Origin of the sequence: Haloechinothrix salitolerans (assembly GCF_042662605.1) — a bacterium.
GTDB classification, from domain to species: Bacteria; Actinomycetota; Actinomycetes; order Mycobacteriales; family Pseudonocardiaceae; genus Haloechinothrix_A; species Haloechinothrix_A salitolerans.
Genome location: NZ_JBHSXX010000001.1, coordinates 1,055,089 through 1,076,172 on the forward strand (window position 1 = coordinate 1,055,089; position 21,084 = coordinate 1,076,172).

Below are 21,084 nucleotides of genomic sequence, written 5' to 3' on the forward strand. Positions count from 1 at the left end.
AGACGCCCTTCACACGGCGCGAGTGGAGCCTCAGCTCAGCAGCAGGCCGTTGCCGCCAGCGACGGCGTTGTCGAAGCGCTTGCCGATCTCCGCCCAGTCGTAGACGTTCCAGAGCGCCTTGACGTAGTCCGGCTTCACGTTCTTGTACTGCAGGTAGAAGGCGTGCTCCCACATGTCAGTCATCAGAATCGGGACGGTGGGCAGCGCCATGTTGTTGTGGTGGTCGCGCAGCTGCTGGATGATCAGCTTCTTGGCGATCGGGTCCCAGGACAGCGCCGTCCAGCCGTTGCCCTGGATGGTGGTGGCGACCGCTTCGTAGTGCGCCTTGAACTTGTCCCAGGAGCCGAAGCTGTCGTCGATCGCCGCGGCCAGCTCACCGGTCGGCTTGTCGCCGCCGTTCGGCGAGAGGATCTTCCACCACACGACGTGGTTGGCGTGGCCGGCGAGGTTGAACGCCAGCGTCGTCTCCAGGCCGACGATGGAGCCGAAGTCGCCGGAGTCGCGTGCGGCGGCGAGCTTCTCCATCGTGTCGTTCGCGCCCTTGACGTAGGTCGCGTGGTGCTTGCTGTGGTGCAGCTCGTTGATCTCGCCGGAGATGTGCGGCTCGAGCGCGCCGTAGTCGTAGTCCAGGTCAGGGAGCTCGTACAGAGCCATCGCCCCTCCTTGAGGTTGACGCGGGTAAGTAGTCCGTGCGTACCCAACCTAATAGGGATCCAATCCACGGGCGAACCGGGTGATCAACGTGACGTCATCGCGTCGTTGTTGCCCACGATGTGGGAGCCAGCGCCTACCGCCAGGTGTGCACCGGGTCGCCCGCGTGCATGTGGTCGGTGTAGCGGGTCAGCATGTCGCGCAGCGCGGACTCCCGATCCGCTCCGGCGCGTTCCAGCCGGTCGACGCAGTCGCGCTGCCATGACGATCCGGTGCGGCGCGCGATGCAGCGCTGTTCGATGATGCCGAGATAGCGATCCGCCGCCTGCGCGGACACCCCCGCCGAGATCAACCCCTCGTACGCGAGCGGCAGCAGCACGCGCAGCACCAGGTCGTCCGGCCGCGTCCAGCCGACGTCCGGCCAGTAGAGCTGGGCGTCCATGCCGTCGCGGGCGCCGCGTTCGAGGTTCTCCTCCGCCGCCTTGAAGGCCATCGCCGACCACACCGGACGTTCCGCCCGCGCCAGCGCGCATTGTGCGCCGTAGAAGAACGCGGCATTGGCGACGACGTCGGCCACGGTCGGTCCCGCTGGCAGCACCCGGTTCTCCACGCGCAGGTGCGCCATGCCGTCGACGACGTCGTACACCGGACGGTTCCAGCGCCACACCGTGCCGTTGTGCATGCGCAGCTCGGTCAGCCGCGGCGCGCCGCCCGCTTCCAGCACGTCCATCGGGTCTTCGGGGTCGGTTTCGGTGAGTAGGCCGGGAAAGTACCGGACGTTCTCCTCGAACAGGTCGAAGATCGACGTGATCCATTTCTCACCGAACCACACCCTCGGCCGGACGCCCTGGTTCTTCAGCTCCCGCGACCGGGTATCGGTGGACTGCAGGAAAAGTGGAATCCGTGTCTCGTGCCAGAGGGCCTTGCCGAGCAGGAACGGCGAGTTAGCGCCGATCGCGAGCTGCACGCCCGCCAGGCACTGCGACGCGTTCCAGTAGGGCGCGAACTCGTCAGGCCCGACCTGGAGGTGCAACTGCGCGGAAGTGCATGCCGCTTCTGGCAGGATCGAGTCGGCCTGGCTGCGAAGCATCTCCGGACGTCGTCCCGGCAGCGGCGGGCCCTCCATGGCGAGGTGGGTGAGTTCGCCGCGCGCGGCGATGATCTCGTCGTTGAGCAGGGCGTACCGCGCGTTGCTCGTGAACCACTTCGACTCGAAGTGCTCCTCGGTCAACGTCGGCAGGATGCCGATCATGGCGAGGCTCGCGCCCGCCTCGCCGGCCGCGACGTCGGCCTTGGCGAGGTAGGCGCGTAGTTGGGTGTCCCATTCGAGCAGCGCGTCGCCCTCAAGCGCCCGGGGTGGCACGTTGAGTTCGAGGTTGTGCTGGCCGAGCTCCGCGGTGAACACCGGATCGTCGAGTTGATCGAGCACCTCGCCGTTGCTCATCGACGGCCGCATGCCACCGTCGATGAGGTTCAGCTCCAGTTCGAGTCCGATCCGCTGTGGTTGCGTGCGGAACCGGCCCTCCGCCAGCATCTGCTCTATCGAATCGAGGCAGCGCTGTACTTTGTAGCGATAGTGCGCCCTGTCGGTGGAGTTCGCCAGTACGTCGTTGCCCATCGCGCCCCGCTTCCCTCTCGTAGGCCTATGGCGAACCCCCGGCGAACAACCGTGACACAGAAATCGACGCCCCAGCTAGCGGCCAAACTGGTGCTCTCGGTGAGTGAGAGTTAACGCTGTGCATTCAACTGACGGCCCTCGGCGAAAGGCGTCCCCGAACGGGCTCACCCATGCGTAGGGAACGTCAAAGCCAATGGCAAAGTCGTGGCGTGGCAACCCAGATCGTCATCGACGATCCCGACGACGACCGCGTCGATGACTTCCGGGATCTCAAACGCGCTGACCGGCGGCCGGACCGTCCTGGCGGCAAGGGTTTGGTGATCGCGGAAGGAACGATCGTCGTCCGCCGGTTGCTCGCGTCGCCGTACCCGGTCCGCGCGCTACTCGGTGTGGGGCGGCGCATCGAGGAGCTGCGCGACGACCTCGCCGACGTCGCCTGTCCCGCGTACGTGGCTTCCGCCGACGTCATGGCGACGGTGGTCGGGTTCCATCTCAACCGTGGTGTGCTCGCGGTGGCCGACCGAGTGCCCCGCCTATCGGTCACGGAGCTCGCGGCGTCCGCACGAACTATCGCTGTCCTCGAAGGTGTCGGTGACCACGAGAACATTGGCGCGCTGTTCCGCAACGCCGCCGCGCTCGACGTCGATGGGGTGGTGCTTGGCGCTGGCTGCTCCGACCCGCTGTACCGGCGCAGCGTGCGGGTGTCGATGGGGCATGTACTGCGGGTACCTTTCGCGACGGCGGAGGAGTGGCCGAAAGCGCTGACGACGTTGCGAGACAACGGGTTTCGCGTCGCCGCACTGACACCTCGATGGAACGCGGTCTCGCTCCACGAAGTCCAACCCACTGAGGGCGAGCGGATCGCGGTGTTGCTCGGCGCGGAGGGTGACGGACTGACCGACGCGGCGATCGAGGCGGCGGACGTCGCGGTGCGCATCCCCATGGCCGATGGCGTTGATTCGCTCAACGTCGCCACGGCTGGTGCGATCGCCTTCTACGAGCTCGCCCACCGGGTGAGCTAAGTTAGACCGAACAGCGGAATCGGAGTCGGGAGGCGTACGTGGAGCTGCGGGTTCGGGGTGATCGCGCCGTGCTCGCCCGTGGCGACTCCGAGACCGTGCACGAACTCGCGCCGGAGCAGTTGCCGCTCGGCGCCGACCTCGCCGCCGCGCTGCACGAGTGGGCGCGGGTCGCCGCCGCGATGCGCAAGGCGGCGACCGGTCAGAGCGCGGCGCTGTCCGATCCAAGCCACGACGCCGTCGGGGTAGTGTCTCGGCGGGGACGTCAGCTCGCCGGGAGGGTGGCCACCGAGATGCGCATGACGGTGCAGTACCGCGATCCGGTGACCGACATGGCGACCGTTGTGGTGCCCAGCCCCGACGACGGCCGACGTCGTGGACCTCGGCACGCGCGTGGCTACGACCGAGGACTGTTCCAGCGTTCACCGGGCGAGCCGACGCCGTGGGCGACCGGGCTCACCGTGTCCGCGCTGATGATGATCGTCGTGGCCGTGGCGATGCTTGGCCTGATCACGACGCTGGAACGCGCGACGCAAGGTTGGATCGCGTTCCTCGCCGCCGCCGTCGTGAGCGGTGGCCTACTGCCGTCGTTGTGGCTCGGCAGGCGCGTGCCGATCATCAGATGGGTGTGTTTCGGTGCGGCGGCTGGCCTCGCGGTGTCTTGGCTCGGGGCGCTGTTCGTGCTGTTCTAGCGGCGGGAGGCCATGCTTACGCCGACGGGGTTGCCGCCGCGGTGTCCCGGCGCGGCCGCGTCACGCGGACGCTGTTGGCGACTCGCATCGCCGCCGTCAGCACCGCTTGGCAGGCCGCATCGTTCGCGGTGCTGACCGTCATCAGCACGACGTGCGCGCCGTCCGGCGTCGGGATCTGAAACTCCGCGGTGATGCGCGGCAGCACCGCCGCATGTCCGTTCCCGGTCAGGTCGGACGGCAGGCGGTACTCACCAGCGGTCACCGCCACCATCGCCGGGCCGATGGCCAACCGGATCACCCTGACGTCGGCGTGTGGATGCCGTTCCTGATACCGCTGCCGGAGCCGCGCGGCCGCGACATCGCGGTGGCTGCGCAGCGCTGCCAGCTGGTCCTCGCTGGTCATGTTCAGCGAGGTGATGGCAACGGCGAGATCGGCGAGTACTGGTTCGGCAACAGCGTCAACGTCGACGGGAAACCGGCCGTACAGCCGGATGCTCTCCTCCGCGAGCAGGTGCGCGAACCACGTGACGTACCTCGGGAGTTCCGCGGTGTGCTCGCCAGCATGCGGTGTCAGCTTCGCGGCCAGCACGTCGACGCTGGGCGCGTTGTCCTGCTCGTTGGCGCGCAGCGGCAACCCGACGAACCCCGGCGGCGGCGTCAGCAGCAGTTCCGGCTCGTGCGTTCGCTCCTCGGTCATTCCCACCCACGCTCCTCGACACGCTCTCGATCGCGTTCGGCTCGCGTCGCGCTGTCCTCGTCGATGCCGTCGGCGATGGCGTTCTCTAGCGCCACCGCGATTTCTTCCTGAATGGCCAGCGACCCCACGCCAGAACCGGGCCGCATAGCCACGGCGAGCCCGCCGACGTCGCGCAGAACGTCCGATGCGTTGGCGATGACGTTCGCGCTGTCGTCTATGACGTCGGCGACGACGCGCTCGGCGTCTCCGCGGGCCTCGGCGAACTCCATGCCGACCGTGCCGAAGGTGTCACCCGCCGCTTCGAGGCACCCGCCGGACAAGCCCAGGTCGTCAGGGGCGAGGTCCCGCGCCTTCTCCAGGAGCCCAGCAACGCGCCGAGCGGATTCGTCGTGCTGCCGCCTGAGCCGCTCGGCCGCTGCGAACACGACGTCGAGCTCCGCGTCGCGGGCCTCGCGTGCCTGTAGCTCCAGCTCCCATGCTCGCCGCCGCAGCTCGCTCAGCTCAGCGTGCCAGTCGGCGAGCGCCACGGCCGCCCGCGACATCGACCGCATGGCGGCGTCCAGGTACTCGGGCAGATCGTCGACTCGCCGCACGAACGCCTCGCCCGCCTCGCCCTCCCAGATCCCGGCCTGGTCGACGATCGAGCTGATCGCATCGCGCGCGAACGCGAGTCGGTCACTGACTCGCTCGTACCGCTCGGCGCTCGCGTCGACCCTGCCGAGCTCGCCTGGTGCGGGGTTGAACCCCAGCGCATCGAACCCGCGGGTCATGATCCGTCCAGGGCCCTGCTGATGTCGCGGCCCTCATGTGGCCCATCGTCGAGCGTGGTGATCAGCGTGCCAAGTTCGGCGATGTTCACCGTGTACCCGATCATGCGTCCCCTCCTGCCTCCGTGCTGGTTGAGACGCGGCGGAAGGCGACCGGGTTCCGCGGGGTGCTAGCCGCGCTGGCTACGCACGCCGAGCAGGACGTCCTCCCAAGCGGGGACGACAGGATGCCCCTTCTTGGTCTTACGTCGCTGCGGGACGTCGTCCGCTGGTGCTTCCGGAGCGGACTCGGCTTCGGCTTGCGTGGGCAGCGGGGCCTCGATCACCGTGGCGCCCTCGTCCTGCTCAGCGTCACCGGCCGAGTCGAGCATGGCCTGCGCGTCGTCCGCTTCCTCGGTCACCGGACGCAACGTCCGTGGTGACCGGCCGACTTCGGGGTCGTGCAGGTCTGCCGCGTGGTCGTCGAGCGCGGTCACGGTACCGCCATGCGCGCCAGGGGAGAACGACCAGTGCGCGCGGTTGTCCGAGCGCCCGGTCTGCCACTGGAGGCAGATGACCCACTTGCCGCCGTCGCCGCGCCAGGCGTCCCACCTCGCGGTGCTGTAGTCCTGCCCGCGCACGCCGAACGCGTACGCGACGACCTCGCCTAGGGTGCGCACGTCAGGGCCGTCCTCCCGTATCGGGTGGGCGTCCTGCGCCAGCTCGGCGGTGCGGGCGCGCTCCAACAGCACGGGGTAGGCGAAACGCTCCACACGTTGCTCCGGGATCCCGGCGCTGGCCGCGAGCTGCTCGACGGTCTCGCCGGCACGAATGCGGGCCTGAATCTCGCGTGGGCGCATCTGGCTCTCCAACTCGATCTGGATCTGTCCGAGCCGGGTGATATCGCCGCGTGCCGCGGCACGGAGCCGCTCGTCGGCCGGGAGCAAGAACTTCTCCCCGCGCTCGGTGTCTTCGCACACGATGGACTTCCCGTCCTCGTGCAGCCCGACAACCCGTAGCGCTCGCATTCCCGCCTCCCGCGACGTCACCTATCCGAGTGGTAACAGTAAATCGGCGCGTCGGCTTGACGGTCGAGCCACGCCGATACTTGGCCCAATCTGGTCTAGTTGATCACGCGGATGGGCGAAGGTGAGAGCCGTGAAGGGCATCTTACTGGCGCTTGACGCCAGCAAGATGCCCTTCACGACACCGGCAGCCCTCAGCCGAGCCGCTCCACCACGTACTCGATGCAGCGGGTCAGCTTGGTGACGTCGTCCGGCTCGATCGCGGGGAAGGTGCCGACACGCAGCTGGTTGCGGCCCAGTTTCCGGTACGGCTCGACGTCCACGATGTTGTTCGCGCGCAGCGTCTTCGCGATCGCGGCGGCGTCGATGTCGTCCGAGAAGTCGATGGTGCCGACGACCTGCGAGCGCAGCGCCGTCTCGGACACGAATGGCGAGGTGTAGCTGGTCTTCTCCGCCCACTCGTACAGCCTGCCGGACGACTCGGCCGTCCGCTCGGTCGTCCACTTCAGACCGCCGTTGCCGTTCATCCAGTCGAGCTGGTCCGCCAGCAGGAACAGCGTCGCCACGGCGGGCGTGTTGTACGTCTGGTCCTTGCGGGAGTTGTCCAGCGCCGTGGTCAGCGACAGGAACTCCGGCACCCAGCGGTCCGACCCGCCGATCTCGCCGATCCGCTCGATCGCGGCGGGCGACATCAGCGCGAGCCACAGCCCGCCGTCCGAGGCGAACGACTTCTGCGGCGCGAAGTAGTAGACGTCGAAGTCCTCGGCGTTCACCGGCAGGCCACCGGCGCCAGACGTCGCGTCGATCGCGACCAGCGCGCCGTCGCTGCCTTCCGGCCTGCGCACCGGCACGGCGACGCCCGTCGACGTCTCGTTGTGCGCCCAGCCGACCAGGTCAGCGCCCTGCTGGTAGCTGATCTCCGGGGCACTGCCCGGCTCGCCCTCGACCACGATCGAGTCGGCGAGGAACGGCGCGCCCTTGGTCACCTTCGCGAACTTCGAGGAGAACTCGCCGTAGGTGAAGTGCTGCGCGCGCTCGCGCACCAGCCCGAACGCCGCGGCGTCCCAGAACGCGGTGGTGCCGCCGTTGCCGAGCACGACCTCGTAGCCCTCGGGCAGGCTGAACAGCTCACGCAGGCCCTCGCGTACGCGGCCCACCAGCGACTTGACCGGCTTCTGACGGTGCGACGTGCCCATGACGGAAGCGCCGTCTGATGCCAGGTTGGCGAGCTGCTCCGGCCGCACCTTGGACGGGCCGCAGCCGAAGCGCCCGTCGGATGGCTTGATGTCGTCGGGGATGATCACCTGTCCAGATTCGGTCATGCCAGTCAGTGTGACTGACGTCCCGCTCTCGTGACCCATCGGTGTGCCCAACCGCATTCGTTTCAGTCTGTCGCGGGCGCCACCCTGCCTCGCCGGCTCACTCGGTCGCGGAGCGCCAGCCCGCCTCGTCGACGCCGCCGGGAATCGGAGCGCTCGGGTCGTACGGCGTCCGGGTGAAGATGAACGTCGCCAGGTTGAGGTGGTGCGGCACACCTTGCGTGTCCCGCTCGACACGCAGCGTCTCGCCCGCGTAGTAGCCGTCGAGGCCCTCCCACACATCGTCACCCACGGGGCGGAACCGGGAGCGCCGTCCCGCACCGACCGGCGCCAGATCGAGCCACCCGTTCGGCAGCACCTTGACGTGGATCGGCGAGGGTCCCCAATGCCAGAGCCCCGTGAGTTCCAGCAGCTTGAGGTCGATATCGGCGGGCCGCCACGGTTCAGGTAACGCGGGCTCGCGCTCGTCGGCCGTGCGGATCAGGTCGATCACCACGCCCAAGATGCTCACCCCAGCGGTGGTGTTGGCCATCGCGAGCGCACCGGTGCCCGACGTCTGGTCGACCATCGAGCATGCCACGAAGCCCGGCATCGACCCGGTGTGACCCGCGTAGCTGCGGCCGTGCTGCCTGACCAGCTGGAAGCCGAGGCCGTAGCCCATCGCCCAGACGTCGCCATCGTCCACGGCGACCGCCTGGCGCATCTCCGCGACGGTGTCCGGATGCAGCACGTCGCCGCTGAATCCGGCGGTGAACGACGTCCAGCGCGCGAGGTCGTCAACCGTGGACCACAGCTGCCCTGCCGGGGCCATGGCGCCCGCGTCCGGCGTCGGCTCGGGCAGCACGACGTCCGCGAACGGGTGCACCGCCCAGCCCTTAGCCGCCACACCCTCAGGATGCGGGGTAGTGCGGGACATGCCGAGCGGGGTGAGGACCTCGTCGCGCAGCGCGTCCAGCCAGGTGGACTCCCGCAGCCGCGCGATGATCTCGCCAAGGATGCCGTAACCGGTGTTGGAGTAGTGGAACTGCTTGCCCGCTCGCAGCTTCAGCTCGGCGGGGGTGAGGTCGGCGGCCAGTGCCTCCCAGGTGTCGCCGATGCTGCGCTCCCACCACTCGCCCGGCGACTCCGACGTGATGCCGGACGTGTGTGCGAGCAGCTGCGCGATGGTCAGCCGTCCGAATGCCTCGGTCTTGGCGTCGTCGAGGTGGGCGTCGACCCGGTCGTTCAGGTCGAGCTTGCCCTCGTCGCGCAGCCGCATGACCAGCGCTGCCGTCAGGCTCTTGGTGATCGAGCCGAGCCGGTACTGGGTGTCGTTCGTGGGTGGGACGTCGTCGACGAAGCCACGGCCGCCCGACCACACCAACTCGTCGCCCCGCACGACGCCCGCGACCAGCGACGGCGCACGGTTCGTCGTCTGCTCGGTGGCGATGCGCGATAGGAGGGCGAACTCGGTACTAGGGAGCATGCGCGTCATTTTGCACTGAATGGCCGCATCGTGCGGTGCCATTTCGCCACTGGCCACGACGGGCACCGTCGGCTCCGCCCGCCGAAAGTCGGGACTCGCGACCCAGGACGTCGGGGCTCGTGCGGCCGCGGGCTTACGGGGCGATGCGCTCGATCCGCCAGTCGTCGCCGTCCTCGCGGACGTAGCGGAGCCTGTCGTGCAGCCGGTCCTCCCGCCCCTGCCAGAACTCCACCAGGTCAGGCACGATCCGCCAGCCGCCCCAGTGCGGCGGCGGCGGGACCTCGTCGGTGTCAGCGAACCGGCGCTCGATCGCGTGCAGCGCGCTCTCGAGCGACCGCCTGCTCGGCACGATCCCGGACTGCGGTGACGCCCACGCGCCGAGCTGCGAGCCGCGAGGCCGGGATGCCCAGTACTCCGCTGTCTCCGCGGCGGGCACCTTCTCTACGGGCCCTCGCACGTGGACCTGCCGGTGCAGCGCGTACCAGGGGAACGTCGCCGACGCGTAGCGGCTGGTGCTCAGCTCGTGGCTCTTCGCGGAGGTGTAGTTGGTGTAGAAAGCGATGCCGCGCTCGTCGAGTCCCTTGCACAGCACGGTCCGCGACGACGGCCTGCCTTCGACGTCCGCCGTGGCGAGCACCATCGCGTTAGGCTCGGCGACACCGGCGCCGATCGCGTCGTCAAGCCACTGCCGCAGCTGCTTGGTCCACGTCGGGGCGAGATCGGCTTCGTCGAGTGCCTCCCCTTCGTAAGACACGCGCATCCCGGGCAACGTGACCGCGATACCCGATACGTCGCCCTCGCTTGCCCTGAACTCAGCCATGCGGTGTCCTCCGGTGATCGACCAGCGCCATGCCAACTCGGTAATGATGAAGGTACGGCCCACGGTACGGGCAATGGAAGGGCGCGAATTGGTGGTGACTATTGCTCCTGGTCGCCGTGCGTTGTCAGATAGGCATGACATCAGACGAAACGTGACCGAACACACTCCGTGTGCCGATTGCCCACCGTAACGCCACAGGAGCAGGCTAAGGCGATCTACGCACGTTAAACCACCGCGGCGCGGCGGGGGACATTCGCCGTGTCGCGCCAGCAATCCGAGAACCGGACACGGCGAGGAGCCTCGATGACACAGGGGAACGCACACAACGCGGATGACGGTTTCCGGCCCGGCCTTGAGGGCGTTGTCGCCTTCCGCACCGAGATCGCGGAACCGGACAGAGACGGCGGCGCGCTCCGCTATCGCGGTGTCGACATCGAGGACCTCGCGGGCAAAGTGACGTTCGGAGATGTCTGGGCGTTGCTCGTCGACGGCACGTTCGGCCAGGGACTGCCGCCCGCCGAGCCGTTCCCGATCCCGGTGCATTCCGGTGACGTCCGGGTCGACGTCCAGGCCGCCCTGGCGATGCTCGCCCCGATCTGGGGCTACGAGCCGCTGCTCGACATCACCGATGAGCAGGCACGGGACCAGCTCGCGAGGGCGTCCGTGATGGCGCTGTCCTACGTCGCCCAGTCGGCGCGCGGTATCGGACGTCCCGCCGTGCCGCAGTCCCGGGTGGACGAGTGCGACACCGTCACCGAGCGGTTTATGACCCGCTGGCGCGGCGAGCCGGACCCCGCGCACGTCAAGGCGATCGACGCCTACTGGGCTTCCGCCGCCGAACACGGCATGAACGCGTCGACGTTCACCGCCCGTGTCATCGCATCGACCGGCGCCGATGTGGCGGCCTCGCTGTCCGGGGCGATCGGCGCGATGTCCGGGCCGTTGCATGGCGGCGCGCCGGCGCGGGTGCTGCCGATGGTGTCCGAGGTGGAGTCGGTCGGCGACGCTCGCAAGGTGGTGCGCGACATTCTGGACCGCAAGGACCGGCTGATGGGCTTCGGGCACCGCGTGTACCGGGCGGAAGACCCGCGCGCCAGGGTGTTGCGCCGTACCGCGAAGGAACTCGGCGCGCCCCGGTACGAGGCTGCCGCGGCGCTGGAGCAAGCGGCGCTCGCGGAGCTGCGGGAGCGCAGGCCGGATCGTGCGATCGAGACGAACGTCGAGTTCTGGGCCGCGGTGATCCTGGACTTCGCCGAGGTACCGCCGCACATGATGCCCGCGATGTTCACCTGCGCCAGGACGGCGGGCTGGTGCGCGCACATCCTGGAGCAGAAGCGCACTGGACGTCTGGTGCGGCCGTCGGCCGTCTACGTCGGGCCCGAGCCCCGGCGCCCCGAGGACGTCGAAGGCTGGGACACGGTCCAGACCCTCTGAGCGCGAGTCCCACGTCCCTCACGCCGTGCGCAGCTCCCGCGCGATGACCATCCGCTGGATCTGGTTCGTGCCCTCGAAGATCTGCGGCACCTTCGCCTCGCGCATGTAGCGCTCGACCGGGAAGTCGCGCGTGTAGCCAGCGCCGCCGAGGACCTGCACCGCGTCGGTGGTCACCTTCATCGCAGCGTCGGTCGCCACCAGCTTCGCGATGGACGCCTGCCGCGCGAACGGCACCCCGCGGTCCTTGCGGCGCGCGGCCTCCAGGTACGTCGCGCGGGACGACTCCACGGCCGCCGCCATGTCCGCGAGCAGGAACTCCACGCCTTGGAAGTCGATGATCGACTTGCCGAACTGGGTCCGCTCCTTGGCGTAGCGGACGGCCTCGTCCAGCGCCGCCTGCGCGAGTCCGACCGCGCACGCGGCGATGCCCAAACGACCCGATGCCAGCGAGTCCAGCGCGATCCGCAGCCCGACGCCCTCGCCACCGAGCAGCCGGTCGGCGGGCACCCGGGCGTCCGAGAAGATCATCTGCGACGTCGTTGACGCCGTCATGCCCATCTTGCGCTCCGGCTCGGCAGCGGAGAGACCAGGTGTGGCGGCGTCGACGAGCAGGCAGCTGATGCCCTTGGAACCGTCGGGCGACGTCCGCACCATGGTCGTGTAGAAGTCGGCCTTGCCGCCGTGGGTGATCCACGCCTTGGTGCCGTTGACGACGTAGTCGTCGCCGTCACGGACCGCGCGTGTGGACAGCGCCGCCGCGTCAGAACCGGCGTGTGACTCCGAGAGCGCGTACGCGCCGAGCAGTTCACCGCCGAGCATGTCCGGCAACCAGCGGTCGCGCTGCTCGTCGGTGCCGTAGAACGCCAGCGCGAAGCACGACATCGTGTGCACGCTCAGCCCGACGCCGACGGACATCCACGCGCTCGCGATCTCCTCAAGCACCTGGAGATAGACCTCGTACGGCACATCGCCACCGCCCCAGCGCTCCGCGTACGGCAGCCCTAGCAGGCCGCTCTTGCCGAGCAGATGGAACTGTTCGCGCGGGAAGCGCTCCGCTGCCTCGTACTCGTCGGCGCGCGGCGCGAGTTCATCGCGCGCTATCTCTCGGGTGAGCGCGAGCAGGTCCTCGGCCTCGGTGGACGGCAGCAGGCGTTCGGCGGGCATGACACTCCTTGAATCAGTACTGCGAGCTGTACTGTAGAGCGTATCGCAGTACTATCGTACGCTGAAGCTCATGGCAACCGGCGCACACAGACAGCCGACCGCGCGGCAGCAGGCGCTGCTGGCCGACCTGGAGGAACTGTTCCTCGCTAAGGGTTTCGCCGCGTTCACCCTCGACGACCTCGCCGCGCAACTGAGCTGCTCCAAGTCGACGCTCTACACACTCGCGGCCAGCAAGGAACAGCTCGCGACGCTCGTGGTGCGGCGATTCTTCAAGGGCGCCGCCCACACGATCGAGCAACGCATCGAGGGCGAAACCAACGCCCGAGAGGTCATCGCGACGTACCTGGCTGGCGTGTCCGACCAACTGCACCGGGCGTCGTCGGAGTTCATGCGCGACATCGCGGAGTTCACGCCCGCCCGCGCGGAGTACGAATCCAACAGCCGGGCGGCGGCGGAGCGCATTTCGTCGTTCATCGACGACGGCGTGCGTGACGGAATGTTCCGTAACGTCCATGCCACGTTGATCGCGCAATTCGTCGGGGTGCTGATCGAGGCGATCCAAACCGGGGTCGTCGCGGATCGTGCCGGGGTCAGCGACGCCGAGGCGTACACCGCTTTGGCGGAACTTCTGCTCGATGGTTTGACCCGAGAGTGATTTACGCCACCTGGCGATCATCTACCGACTGTGAGAATGTTCCCAACTCCGCCGTTGGGGGGTAGTCAGGTGCTGCGCGAATGGTGCTCTCTGCACTAGCGTAAGGCGGAATTCATACCCCAACGGGGCGGTGTGCGGTGCGGGTCCTGGCTGGGGCTGGTTGACCACAGCCGACCGAGCCCAGTCAGGCGCAGCCGTCCCGTGTGACGTGAGAGGGACGTACATGTCCGACACCGCAGCCACGCCGCACACCGGCACCGAGACCGTCGCGCTGCGCTTGCCGAACGGTGAGCATGAGCTGAACGTAGTACCCGCTGTCGAGGGCGCGCCGGGCATCGAGCTCGGCAAGCTGCTGTCCTCGACCGGATACATCACGTATGACCCCGGTTTCGTCAATACCGGCGCGACGTCGTCAGCGATCACGTATATCGACGGCGATGCGGGGATCCTCCGCTATCGGGGATACCCGATCGAACAGCTCGCGGAGCACTCGAACTTCATCGAGGTCTCGTACCTGCTGATCTACGGTGAGCTGCCCACGCAGACCCAGCTCGCCGACTTCACCGAGCGCATCGAGCGCCACACTCTGCTGCACGAGGACCTGAAGCGGTTCTTCGACGGCTTCCCGCGCGACGCGCACCCGATGCCGGTGCTCTCGAGCGCGGTGTCGGCGCTGTCGACGTTCTACCAGGACTCGCTGAACCCCTTCGATGAACCGAGTGTCGAGCTGTCCACCGTCCGGATGCTGGCCAAGGTGCCGACGCTGGCGGCCTATGCCTACAAGAAGTCCATCGGTCAGCCGTTCCTGTACCCGGACAACTCGCTCAGCCTCGTCGAGAACTTCCTGCGGATGACCTTCGGGCTGCCCGCGGAGCCGTACGAGATCGACCCGGACATCGCCAAGGCGCTCGACCTGCTGTTCATCCTGCACGCCGATCACGAGCAGAACTGCTCGACGTCGACGGTGCGGCTGGTTGGTTCGTCCGAGGCGAACCTGTTCGCCAGCGTCTCGGCGGGCATCAACGCGCTGTTCGGCCCGCTGCACGGCGGTGCCAACGCGGCCGTCCTCGACATGCTGGAAGACATCAGGGCGGACGGCGGCGACGTCGCCCGGTTCGTCACCAAGGTGAAGAACAAAGAAGCCGGCGTCCGCTTGATGGGCTTCGGCCACCGGGTCTACAAGAACTACGACCCGCGCGCCAAGATCATCAAGAAGACGGCGGACGAGATCCTCGGCAGGCTCGGCAAGAGCGACGAATTGCTGGACATCGCGAAGAAGCTGGAGGAGACCGCGCTCTCCGACGACTACTTCGTGCAGCGCAAGCTCTACCCGAACGTCGACTTCTACACCGGGCTGATCTACCGGGCGCTCGGGTTCCCGACCGAGTACTTCACGGTGCTGTTCGCCCTGGGCAGGCTGCCGGGCTGGATCGCGCACTGGCGCGAGATGATGCTCGACCCCGCCCGCAAGATCGGCCGTCCGCGCCAGGTCTACACCGGTGCGCCGGAGCGGGAGTACCTGGAGATCGAGAAGCGCTGACGTCCTAAGCGCGTCGGCGCGTCCAGCGGGGCGGGGCCGGGCACAATGGCCGGGATGTCCGACCGTTGTGCCGTGCTGTGGTTCCGGCGGGACCTGCGGCTCGCCGATCACCCCGCCCTGCTGGCGGCCGCCGACCGCGCCGATACGGTGCTCGCACTGTACGTGCTGGACGAGCGCCTGATCGGGCCAGCGGGCGCGCCGCGCCTCGCGTTCAACTACCGATGTCTGCGCGCACTCGACGAGCAGCTTGGGGGCAGGTTGCTCGTCGTGCGCGGCGACCCGGTTGACGTCGTGCCCGCCCTCGCACGGGCCTGCGGGGCCGCGTCCGTGCACATCTCCGCCGACACCGCGCCGTACGGCCGCGAGCGGGACGCCGCCGTCGCCAAAGCGCTGGGCGGGGACCTGGTAGCGACCGGCTCGCCATACGCCGTCACGCCCGGCAGGGTGCGCAAGCAGGACGGCACGCCGTACCGGGTCTTCACGCCGTTCTCCCGCGCTTGGCTCCAGCACGGCTGGCGCGGTCCGGCCGCCACCGACGTCGCCATCACACGCTGGGTTGACCCCGCCAACCTCGACGTCGAGCGCGCCGCGATTCCCGCCGATCCCGACCTGGGCGGCGTCGAGCTGCCGGACGCAGGGGAGGAGGCCGCGCTCGCGGCGTGGCGGCGCTTCCGCGCGGACGGGCTCGCCGACTACGACGAGCGGCGCGACCGGCCGGACGTCGATGGCACCAGCATGCTGTCGCCGTACCTACGCTGGGGCTGCGTGCACCCGCGCACGCTGCTGGCCGACCTGGGCAGCGACCCCGGTGCCACGTCGTTCCGCAACGAGCTGGCCTGGCGGGAGTTCCACGCTGACGTCCTGTGGCACCGGCCGGACACCGCGCGGCGCAACTACGACGAGCGGTTCGACGCGCTGTGGTGGCAACCAGGGCCGGACGCCGAGTCGCTGTTCGATACCTGGCGCGAGGGTCGCACCGGGTATCCGATCGTGGACGCGGGCATGCGGCAGTTGCTGCACCACGGCTGGATGCACAACCGTGTGCGCATGGTCGTGGCGAGTTTCCTGGTGAAGGACCTGCACGTGCCGTGGCAGTGGGGCGCGCGGCACTTCATGCGACACCTCGTCGATGGCGACCTGGCGTCGAACCAGCTCAACTGGCAGTGGGTCGCCGGGTCGGGCACCGACGCCGCGCCGTACTTCCGCATCTTCAACCCGACGACGCAGGGGCAGAAGTTCGATCCGGTCGGCGACTATGTCCGCGCGCACGTGCCTGAACTGCGTGGCATCGCGGGGAAAGCCGTGCACGAGCCGTGGCGGCTGTCCGAGGCGGAGCGCGGCGACTACCCGCTGCCGATCGTGGACCACGCCGTCGAGCGGCAGGAGGCGCTGCGGCGGTACGGCGAGCACGTCACCAGGCGCTGACGTTCAACCCCGCAGCGCCGCCGCGAGCTTCATCCGGCTGCCGGTGTGCAGCACCGCGTTCTGGTAGATCCGCCCGCCGATGTAGGTGACCAGTACGATCGCGGCGAGCGTGAGCCCGATGGCCAGCACGGTTTCCCACACCGCGACGTCGCCCGCCGCGACGCGGCCCGGCATCAGGATCGGCGACATCAACGGGACCAGCGACAGCACGCGCGCCGCCGTGCCGTCGGGGTCGGCGATCATCACGTTGAACCCGGCGAGGAACCCGACCACCAGCACCATCGTCACCGGGGTGAGCACGGACTGGGCGTCCTCCTGCCGCGACACCAGCGCGCCGGAGCCCGCGAACAGCGCGGCGTACAGGAAGAACCCGAGCAGATACCAGATCACGCCCCACACGAGCGTGCCAACCGCGACGCCGGACAGCGTGAGGACGTCGGCGGCCAGCGCCAGCGCGATGCCCGCCGCCGCGATCGCCACCAGTTGGATCAGTCCGACCAGCCCGATCCCGACGATCTTGCCAAGCAGGAGCTGCCACGGGCGGATCGTCGCGAGCAGGATCTCCACGACCCGGCTCGCCTTCTCCTCGACGACGCCTTGGGCGACGAGCGTGCCATAGGCGTTGATCGACATGAACAGCAGGAACGTCATGATCGCGCCGATGGCGAGCCGTTGATCGTGCTCGGCGTCGCTCGGGTCGATCGCGATGACCTCGACTCGCGTGGCGTTCGCCTCCGCCATCACGCGATCCGGGTCCGGAACGCCCGCCTCCGCCAGCTTCGCGGTGAGCACCTCCTGCCGGGACAGTTCGGTCAACACCGCGCGTAGTTTGGGGTCCAGATCCTCGGCGACAAGCACCCGCAGCTCGGCCGCGGTGCCCGAGACGACCGCGTCCAGCGAGCCTTCGCTGAGGTCGGGTTTCGCGGCCTCGACGTCGGCGACGGTGGTCGTCTCGACGTCGAAGTCCAGTTCCGTCGCCGCCGTGGCTACCCGTTCGGAGAGGCCGGTCGCCTGTCCCGCGAAACCGACTCGGGTGCGGTCGTCGTCGCCGAAGACCGACATCTGGAGCAGCACGTAGCCCGCCATCACCGCGATGATCACGAGCGTGCCGATCAGGAACCACTTCGTGCGCAGCCGAAGTATCAGTTCCCGTTGCGCGACAAGGCGCACCGTGGCGGCCGATGTCACTGTGCGTTCCCTTCGATGACGACGTTGCGGAACAGATCGGCCAGCGTCGGCCGGTGCCGGGAGAACTCGGTGACCGTGCCCGCCGCCATCGCGGCGCGCAGCACGGCTTGCTCGTCGCCGTCCCTCGCCAGTTCGATCAGCGTCGCGCCCCGGTCCTCGCCGAGCACCCGCGCGCCCTCGATGTCATCGGCCCAGCCCGCCGCTGCCTCGACACTGACCCGCAGCCTCGTGGTGACGTCCGCGGTGAGTTCATCGATGCTGCCGACGGCTACCATCGCGCCATCGCGGATGATGCCGACGCGGTCACAGAGCCCCTCCACGAGTGCGAGCTGGTGACTGGAGAACACCACGGGCACACCTTGCGCGGCCTTTTCCTTGAGCACCTCGCTCATGACGTCGACAGCGACCGGGTCGAGACCGGAGAACGGCTCGTCAAGCACCAGCAACGCGGGGTCGTGCACCAGGGCGGCGGCGAGCTGCACTCGTTGCTGGTTGCCAAGGCTGAGTTTCTGGATCTCGTCGTCACGCCGGTCGGCGAGGCCAAGACGTCTGATCCAGTTCTCGGTGGCGGTGTGTGCGTCGTTGGTGGTAAGGCCATGCAGCCGTGCGAGATACACGAGCTGGTCGCGGACGGTCATCTTCGGATAGAGCCCGCGCTCCTCAGGCATGTAACCGATGCGGGCACGCGTTTCGCGGTCGATCGGCTTACCGTCGAAGCGCACCTCACCGGCATCCGCGGCGAGCACCCCGAGCATGATGCGCATCGCCGTCGTCTTGCCAGCGCCGTTGCTGCCGACGAACCCGAACAGTTCGCCGGGCCCGACGGTGAATTCGACGTCATCGAGCGCGACGATGTCGCCGTAGCGTTTGCGCAGGCCAGAAACCTCCACAGCGTGCCGCACCCGTGCCCCTGCGTGCTGCACGTCGAGCGCCATGGCGTGCCTCCTCGCGCGATCACTGCCTCCCAGTACGGCCAATGATCGCGCGCGGTGATCCGGACGGTTACGGCGGGGTGGCGCGGGTTGCGCTGAATGACGCTTTCGCCGCGGTGGGCGTGGCGAAAGCGTCATTCATCGCGTCGGATGCGGGGAAAGCGCCATTCACCGCACGGGCCGGAGCGCCATCCACCAGCGCTGGTTCCCGAGTCGGATGACAGCCGAAATACGCGTGCACCGGCTCGGTCAGAACGGGAGCGTCGATGCTGGCCGCGCCGTCGACCGACACGACGTCGTCCGGCAGCAGCTCACGGCGGTAACGCGGGTCGGGCCTGCCCGGCTCACCCCAGCAGCTCAGGTCAGCGGCTTCGCAGACGTCGAGCACCTTGAGCTGGTCGGTGGTGGCCAGCAGGACGACGTGTTCCTCGATTACGTGCGGGACGTCCGGCATCGGCATGAGCGTCACCGTGCGCTGGTTGTCGCGGTCGCGCACTCCGGTCGTCCACACCGCCGAGTAGCCGACGCACTCGGCACGCAGTGCCACGGCGGGTCCGGTGAAGCCGAGGTTCTCCCGCAGCCAGGTGAGCTTCGACGGGCAGGCGTTGGAGCCGTAGGCCAGCACCGGCGTCCTGCCAGCCAGCGGTGGGGCGTCCCGCTCGGCCAGCCAGACGTCCAGCGCGACGCCGTCATCCGCCGGGACAGCATCGTCGGCATGGCAGGCCGGAGGGGCAACATCGCCCGCCGGCCCGCCCACGACGTAGCCGGTACGGGTCGCCGTCAGTGGATACCCCACGCCGTCGACGTGCACGAACGACGTCGGCGCGCGACGTCCTGGATACGGGTCGGCCGGATACTCGGCGTCGGTGAACACGCCCCGAGTGTGGCCGACCCACGCCCGGCGACGCTACGTCAGCCTTGTGATGTCCAGCTGGCCCTCGGCATTGGCGGTGCGCAGCCGCTTCTTGTCGAACTTGCCGACGCTGGTCTTGGGGACCTCGTCGATGAACGTCCAGTTCTCCGGCAGCTGCCACTTGGCGACCTTGTCGCCGAGGAAGTCCCGCAGCTCGGCGGCGGAGACCTGCTCGCCTTCCTTGAGCACGACGGCGACCAGCGGCCGTTCGTCCCATTTCTCGTCCGGGATGCCGATGACGGCGGCCTCCGCCACCGCCGGATGCGCCATGACGCTGTTCTCCAGCTCCACCGACGAGATCCACTCGCCACCGGACTTGATGACGTCCTTCGAACGGTCGGTCAGCGTCAGGAAGCCGTCCGGGGTGATGTGGCCGACGTCGCCGGTGCGCAGCCAGCCGTCGTGGAACTTCTCTGGGTCCTGGACACCGTGGTATGCGGAGGCGATCCACGGCCCGCGCACCTCCAGTTCGCCGACGCTCTCGCCGTCCCATGGCAGCTCGGCGCCGGAGTCGTCGATCAGCCGTGCGCGCACCGACGCGGGGAAACGGCCCTGCGTGTAGCGGTAGGCCCACGCCTGCTCGCCCGATGTGCCCTTCGGCGCGCGCGCGACGCTGCCAAGCGGCGACGTCTCCGTCATGCCCCAGGCGTGCAGCACGGGAACGTCGTACTGCTCCTCGAAGGTGTGCATCATCGCTGGCGGCACCGCGGAACCACCGACGACGACCTCACGCAGGTGCGAGATGTCCTGTGGGTTGGCCTCGAGGTGCTGCAGCAGGCCCTGCCACACCGTCGGAACGGCGGCGGCGAACGTCGGCTTCTCGGCGGCCAGTATCTCCGCGATCGGGCCGGGCTGCAGGAACCGGTCAGGCATCACGAGCGACGCGCCCACCATGAACGCCGCATATGGCAGGCCCCAGGACATCGCGTGGAACTGCGGCACGATCGCGAGCGCCTTGTCGGACTGCGACAGCGCCATGCCGTCTGTCATGCAGACCTGCATCGAGTGCAGCCAAATCGAGCGGTGCGAGTAGACGACACCCTTCGGGTCACCCGTCGTGCCCGACGTGTAACACATCGCGGCGGCTGAGTTCTCGTCGACTTCCGGCCAGTCGAAGCTCGCGGACTGCGCGGCGAGCAGGTCCTCGTAGGAATGCACGGTCACCCCATCGGGTGCTTCTAGCGAGGCGGCGTCCCCGTTGGCGACGATCACGTGCCGCACCGTCTTCAGCTCGGGCAACTGCTTGGTCAGCAACGGCACCAGCGTGCCGTCGACGATGATGACCTCGTCCTCGGCGTGGTTCGCCACGAAGATCAACTGGTCGGGGAACAACCGGATGTTGAGGGTGTGCAGCACCGCTCCCATCGCCGGAACGGCGAGGTACGCCTCGAGGTGTTCGTTGTTGTTCCACATGAACGTCGCAACGCGCTGATCAGCGGTGATGCCGAGCGAGCGCAGTGCGTTGGCCAGTCGCGCCGCCCGCTCACCGACCTGTGCGAACGTCTCCCGCCGCGGTTGCTCGCCCGTCCATGTGACGACCTCGCTCGCGCCATGTGCGGTCGCTCCGTAGCGGAGCAACTGGGACAACGAGAGTGGAACGTCTTGCATGGTGCCGAGCATCGGTACTCCTGGTGTCACGTAGGCCACGGAACGGGTTCGTGGCGAGCGTAACCCGGCTCGCAACGCGGGATATCCACCTTTCGCATGAGTGCTTCAACCAGGCGATTTGGCGTGTCGATGCAGCGCGTTCGGCCAGGTTGGCGTTTACTTGGTGAGTAGTG

Annotated in this window: 19 protein-coding genes; 6 read left to right on the forward strand and 13 right to left on the reverse strand. The window is 68.5% G+C overall.

Annotated elements, in window-relative coordinates; genetic code table 11:
* Nucleotides 1-30: 30 nt before the first annotated feature.
* Nucleotides 31-654, reverse strand: coding sequence for a superoxide dismutase (locus ACFQGD_RS05040; RefSeq protein ID WP_345395593.1), 624 nt, complete (start codon nucleotides 652-654; stop codon nucleotides 31-33).
* A 133-nt stretch (nucleotides 655-787) separates the two neighbouring features.
* A complete protein-coding gene (locus ACFQGD_RS05045) occupies nucleotides 788-2,269 on the reverse strand; it encodes a glutamate-cysteine ligase family protein (protein ID WP_345395595.1) in 1,482 nt (493 codons plus the stop codon).
* Nucleotides 2,270-2,478: 209 nt separating this feature from the next.
* Here ACFQGD_RS05045 and ACFQGD_RS05050 point away from each other — a divergent pair, with 209 nt between their 5' ends.
* Together ACFQGD_RS05050 and ACFQGD_RS05055 are read left to right on the forward strand one after the other, a co-directional pair.
* On the forward strand, nucleotides 2,479-3,291 hold the full coding sequence (locus tag ACFQGD_RS05050) for a TrmH family RNA methyltransferase (protein ID WP_345395597.1): 813 nt from the start codon (nucleotides 2,479-2,481) through the stop codon (nucleotides 3,289-3,291).
* 38 nt (nucleotides 3,292-3,329) lie between these two features.
* Nucleotides 3,330-3,980: a DUF2537 domain-containing protein gene (locus ACFQGD_RS05055; protein ID WP_345395600.1), complete on the forward strand. Its 651-nt coding sequence runs from the start codon at nucleotides 3,330-3,332 to the stop codon at nucleotides 3,978-3,980.
* A gap of 16 nt (nucleotides 3,981-3,996) precedes the next feature.
* On the opposite strand, the gene ACFQGD_RS05060 is transcribed toward ACFQGD_RS05055, so the two are convergent.
* The 6 genes from ACFQGD_RS05060 to pdxH all read right to left on the reverse strand — a co-directional run bounded on the left by ACFQGD_RS05060 (nucleotide 3,997) and on the right by pdxH (nucleotide 10,052).
* Nucleotides 3,997-4,677 (reverse strand): hypothetical protein, encoded by a 681-nt coding sequence (locus ACFQGD_RS05060; RefSeq protein WP_345395603.1) that lies wholly within the window; start codon nucleotides 4,675-4,677, stop codon nucleotides 3,997-3,999.
* Complete coding sequence (locus tag ACFQGD_RS05065) at nucleotides 4,674-5,447, reverse strand: hypothetical protein (protein WP_345395606.1); 774 nt, start codon at nucleotides 5,445-5,447, stop codon at nucleotides 4,674-4,676. Before ACFQGD_RS05065 ends, ACFQGD_RS05060 begins: the two co-directional genes overlap by 4 nt.
* Before the next feature lie 167 nt (nucleotides 5,448-5,614).
* On the reverse strand, nucleotides 5,615-6,451 hold the full coding sequence (gene sepH, locus ACFQGD_RS05070; RefSeq protein WP_345396110.1) for a septation protein SepH: 837 nt from the start codon (nucleotides 6,449-6,451) through the stop codon (nucleotides 5,615-5,617).
* 191 nt (nucleotides 6,452-6,642) lie between these two features.
* Nucleotides 6,643-7,770, reverse strand: a complete 1,128-nt coding sequence (gene serC, locus ACFQGD_RS05075) for a phosphoserine transaminase (protein WP_345395609.1) — start codon at nucleotides 7,768-7,770, stop codon at nucleotides 6,643-6,645.
* 97 nt (nucleotides 7,771-7,867) lie between these two features.
* A complete protein-coding gene (locus ACFQGD_RS05080) occupies nucleotides 7,868-9,232 on the reverse strand; it encodes a serine hydrolase domain-containing protein (protein ID WP_345395612.1) in 1,365 nt (454 codons plus the stop codon).
* Between the two features lie 133 nt (nucleotides 9,233-9,365).
* A complete protein-coding gene (gene pdxH, locus ACFQGD_RS05085; RefSeq protein WP_345395615.1) occupies nucleotides 9,366-10,052 on the reverse strand; it encodes a pyridoxamine 5'-phosphate oxidase in 687 nt (228 codons plus the stop codon).
* 303 nt (nucleotides 10,053-10,355) lie between these two features.
* Here pdxH and ACFQGD_RS05090 point away from each other — a divergent pair, with 303 nt between their 5' ends.
* Nucleotides 10,356-11,486, forward strand: a complete 1,131-nt coding sequence (locus ACFQGD_RS05090) for a citrate synthase 2 (protein ID WP_345395618.1) — start codon at nucleotides 10,356-10,358, stop codon at nucleotides 11,484-11,486.
* Between the two features lie 18 nt (nucleotides 11,487-11,504).
* Here ACFQGD_RS05090 and ACFQGD_RS05095 read toward each other — a convergent pair whose 3' ends face one another.
* Nucleotides 11,505-12,650 carry an acyl-CoA dehydrogenase family protein gene (locus tag ACFQGD_RS05095; RefSeq protein ID WP_345395621.1) on the reverse strand — a complete coding sequence of 382 codons (1,146 nt, stop codon included), beginning with the start codon at nucleotides 12,648-12,650 and terminating at the stop codon, nucleotides 11,505-11,507.
* A gap of 70 nt (nucleotides 12,651-12,720) precedes the next feature.
* Between ACFQGD_RS05095 and ACFQGD_RS05100 the strand changes: the two genes are divergently transcribed.
* The 3 genes from ACFQGD_RS05100 to ACFQGD_RS05110 all read left to right on the forward strand — a co-directional run bounded on the left by ACFQGD_RS05100 (nucleotide 12,721) and on the right by ACFQGD_RS05110 (nucleotide 16,270).
* Nucleotides 12,721-13,305, forward strand: a complete 585-nt coding sequence (locus ACFQGD_RS05100; protein WP_345395624.1) for a TetR/AcrR family transcriptional regulator — start codon at nucleotides 12,721-12,723, stop codon at nucleotides 13,303-13,305.
* 223 nt (nucleotides 13,306-13,528) lie between these two features.
* Nucleotides 13,529-14,845 carry a citrate synthase gene (locus ACFQGD_RS05105; RefSeq protein ID WP_345395627.1) on the forward strand — a complete coding sequence of 439 codons (1,317 nt, stop codon included), beginning with the start codon at nucleotides 13,529-13,531 and terminating at the stop codon, nucleotides 14,843-14,845.
* A 54-nt stretch (nucleotides 14,846-14,899) separates the two neighbouring features.
* The gene (locus tag ACFQGD_RS05110; RefSeq protein ID WP_390183638.1) at nucleotides 14,900-16,270 is read left to right on the forward strand and encodes a cryptochrome/photolyase family protein; all 1,371 of its coding nucleotides are present in this window, start codon (nucleotides 14,900-14,902) and stop codon (nucleotides 16,268-16,270) included.
* A gap of 3 nt (nucleotides 16,271-16,273) precedes the next feature.
* Here the strand turns inward: ACFQGD_RS05110 and ACFQGD_RS05115 are convergent, their stop codons facing one another.
* The 4 genes from ACFQGD_RS05115 to ACFQGD_RS05130 all read right to left on the reverse strand — a co-directional run bounded on the left by ACFQGD_RS05115 (nucleotide 16,274) and on the right by ACFQGD_RS05130 (nucleotide 20,923).
* On the reverse strand, nucleotides 16,274-17,458 hold the full coding sequence (locus ACFQGD_RS05115) for an ABC transporter permease (protein ID WP_345395630.1): 1,185 nt from the start codon (nucleotides 17,456-17,458) through the stop codon (nucleotides 16,274-16,276).
* On the reverse strand, nucleotides 17,455-18,393 hold the full coding sequence (locus tag ACFQGD_RS05120; RefSeq protein WP_345395633.1) for an ABC transporter ATP-binding protein: 939 nt from the start codon (nucleotides 18,391-18,393) through the stop codon (nucleotides 17,455-17,457). Before ACFQGD_RS05120 ends, ACFQGD_RS05115 begins: the two co-directional genes overlap by 4 nt.
* 67 nt (nucleotides 18,394-18,460) lie before the next feature.
* Nucleotides 18,461-19,264 (reverse strand): hypothetical protein, encoded by an 804-nt coding sequence (locus ACFQGD_RS05125; protein ID WP_345395636.1) that lies wholly within the window; start codon nucleotides 19,262-19,264, stop codon nucleotides 18,461-18,463.
* A 33-nt stretch (nucleotides 19,265-19,297) separates the two neighbouring features.
* Nucleotides 19,298-20,923: a long-chain fatty acid--CoA ligase gene (locus tag ACFQGD_RS05130; RefSeq protein ID WP_345395639.1), complete on the reverse strand. Its 1,626-nt coding sequence runs from the start codon at nucleotides 20,921-20,923 to the stop codon at nucleotides 19,298-19,300.
* Between the last annotated feature and the right edge of the window lie 161 nt (nucleotides 20,924-21,084).

Bases quoted from the DNA above. Each gene is read 5' to 3' on its own strand.
- ACFQGD_RS05065 (WP_345395606.1), bottom strand. From the start codon at position 5,447: ATGACCCGCGGGTTCGATGCGCTGGGGTTCAACCCCGCACCAGGCGAG.
- ACFQGD_RS05090 (WP_345395618.1), top strand. From the start codon at position 10,356: ATGACACAGGGGAACGCACACAACGCGGATGACGGTTTCCGGCCCGGC.
- ACFQGD_RS05110 (WP_390183638.1), top strand. From the start codon at position 14,900: ATGTCCGACCGTTGTGCCGTGCTGTGGTTCCGGCGGGACCTGCGGCTC.
- ACFQGD_RS05080 (WP_345395612.1), bottom strand. From the start codon at position 9,232: ATGCTCCCTAGTACCGAGTTCGCCCTCCTATCGCGCATCGCCACCGAG.
- ACFQGD_RS05130 (WP_345395639.1), bottom strand. From the start codon at position 20,923: ATGCTCGGCACCATGCAAGACGTTCCACTCTCGTTGTCCCAGTTGCTC.
- ACFQGD_RS05060 (WP_345395603.1), bottom strand. From the start codon at position 4,677: ATGACCGAGGAGCGAACGCACGAGCCGGAACTGCTGCTGACGCCGCCG.
- ACFQGD_RS05040 (WP_345395593.1), bottom strand. From the start codon at position 654: ATGGCTCTGTACGAGCTCCCTGACCTGGACTACGACTACGGCGCGCTC.
- serC (WP_345395609.1), bottom strand. From the start codon at position 7,770: ATGACCGAATCTGGACAGGTGATCATCCCCGACGACATCAAGCCATCC.
- ACFQGD_RS05045 (WP_345395595.1), bottom strand. From the start codon at position 2,269: ATGGGCAACGACGTACTGGCGAACTCCACCGACAGGGCGCACTATCGC.
- ACFQGD_RS05100 (WP_345395624.1), top strand. From the start codon at position 12,721: ATGGCAACCGGCGCACACAGACAGCCGACCGCGCGGCAGCAGGCGCTG.
- pdxH (WP_345395615.1), bottom strand. From the start codon at position 10,052: ATGGCTGAGTTCAGGGCAAGCGAGGGCGACGTATCGGGTATCGCGGTC.
- ACFQGD_RS05095 (WP_345395621.1), bottom strand. From the start codon at position 12,650: ATGCCCGCCGAACGCCTGCTGCCGTCCACCGAGGCCGAGGACCTGCTC.
- sepH (WP_345396110.1), bottom strand. From the start codon at position 6,451: ATGCGAGCGCTACGGGTTGTCGGGCTGCACGAGGACGGGAAGTCCATC.
- ACFQGD_RS05120 (WP_345395633.1), bottom strand. From the start codon at position 18,393: ATGGCGCTCGACGTGCAGCACGCAGGGGCACGGGTGCGGCACGCTGTG.
- ACFQGD_RS05105 (WP_345395627.1), top strand. From the start codon at position 13,529: ATGTCCGACACCGCAGCCACGCCGCACACCGGCACCGAGACCGTCGCG.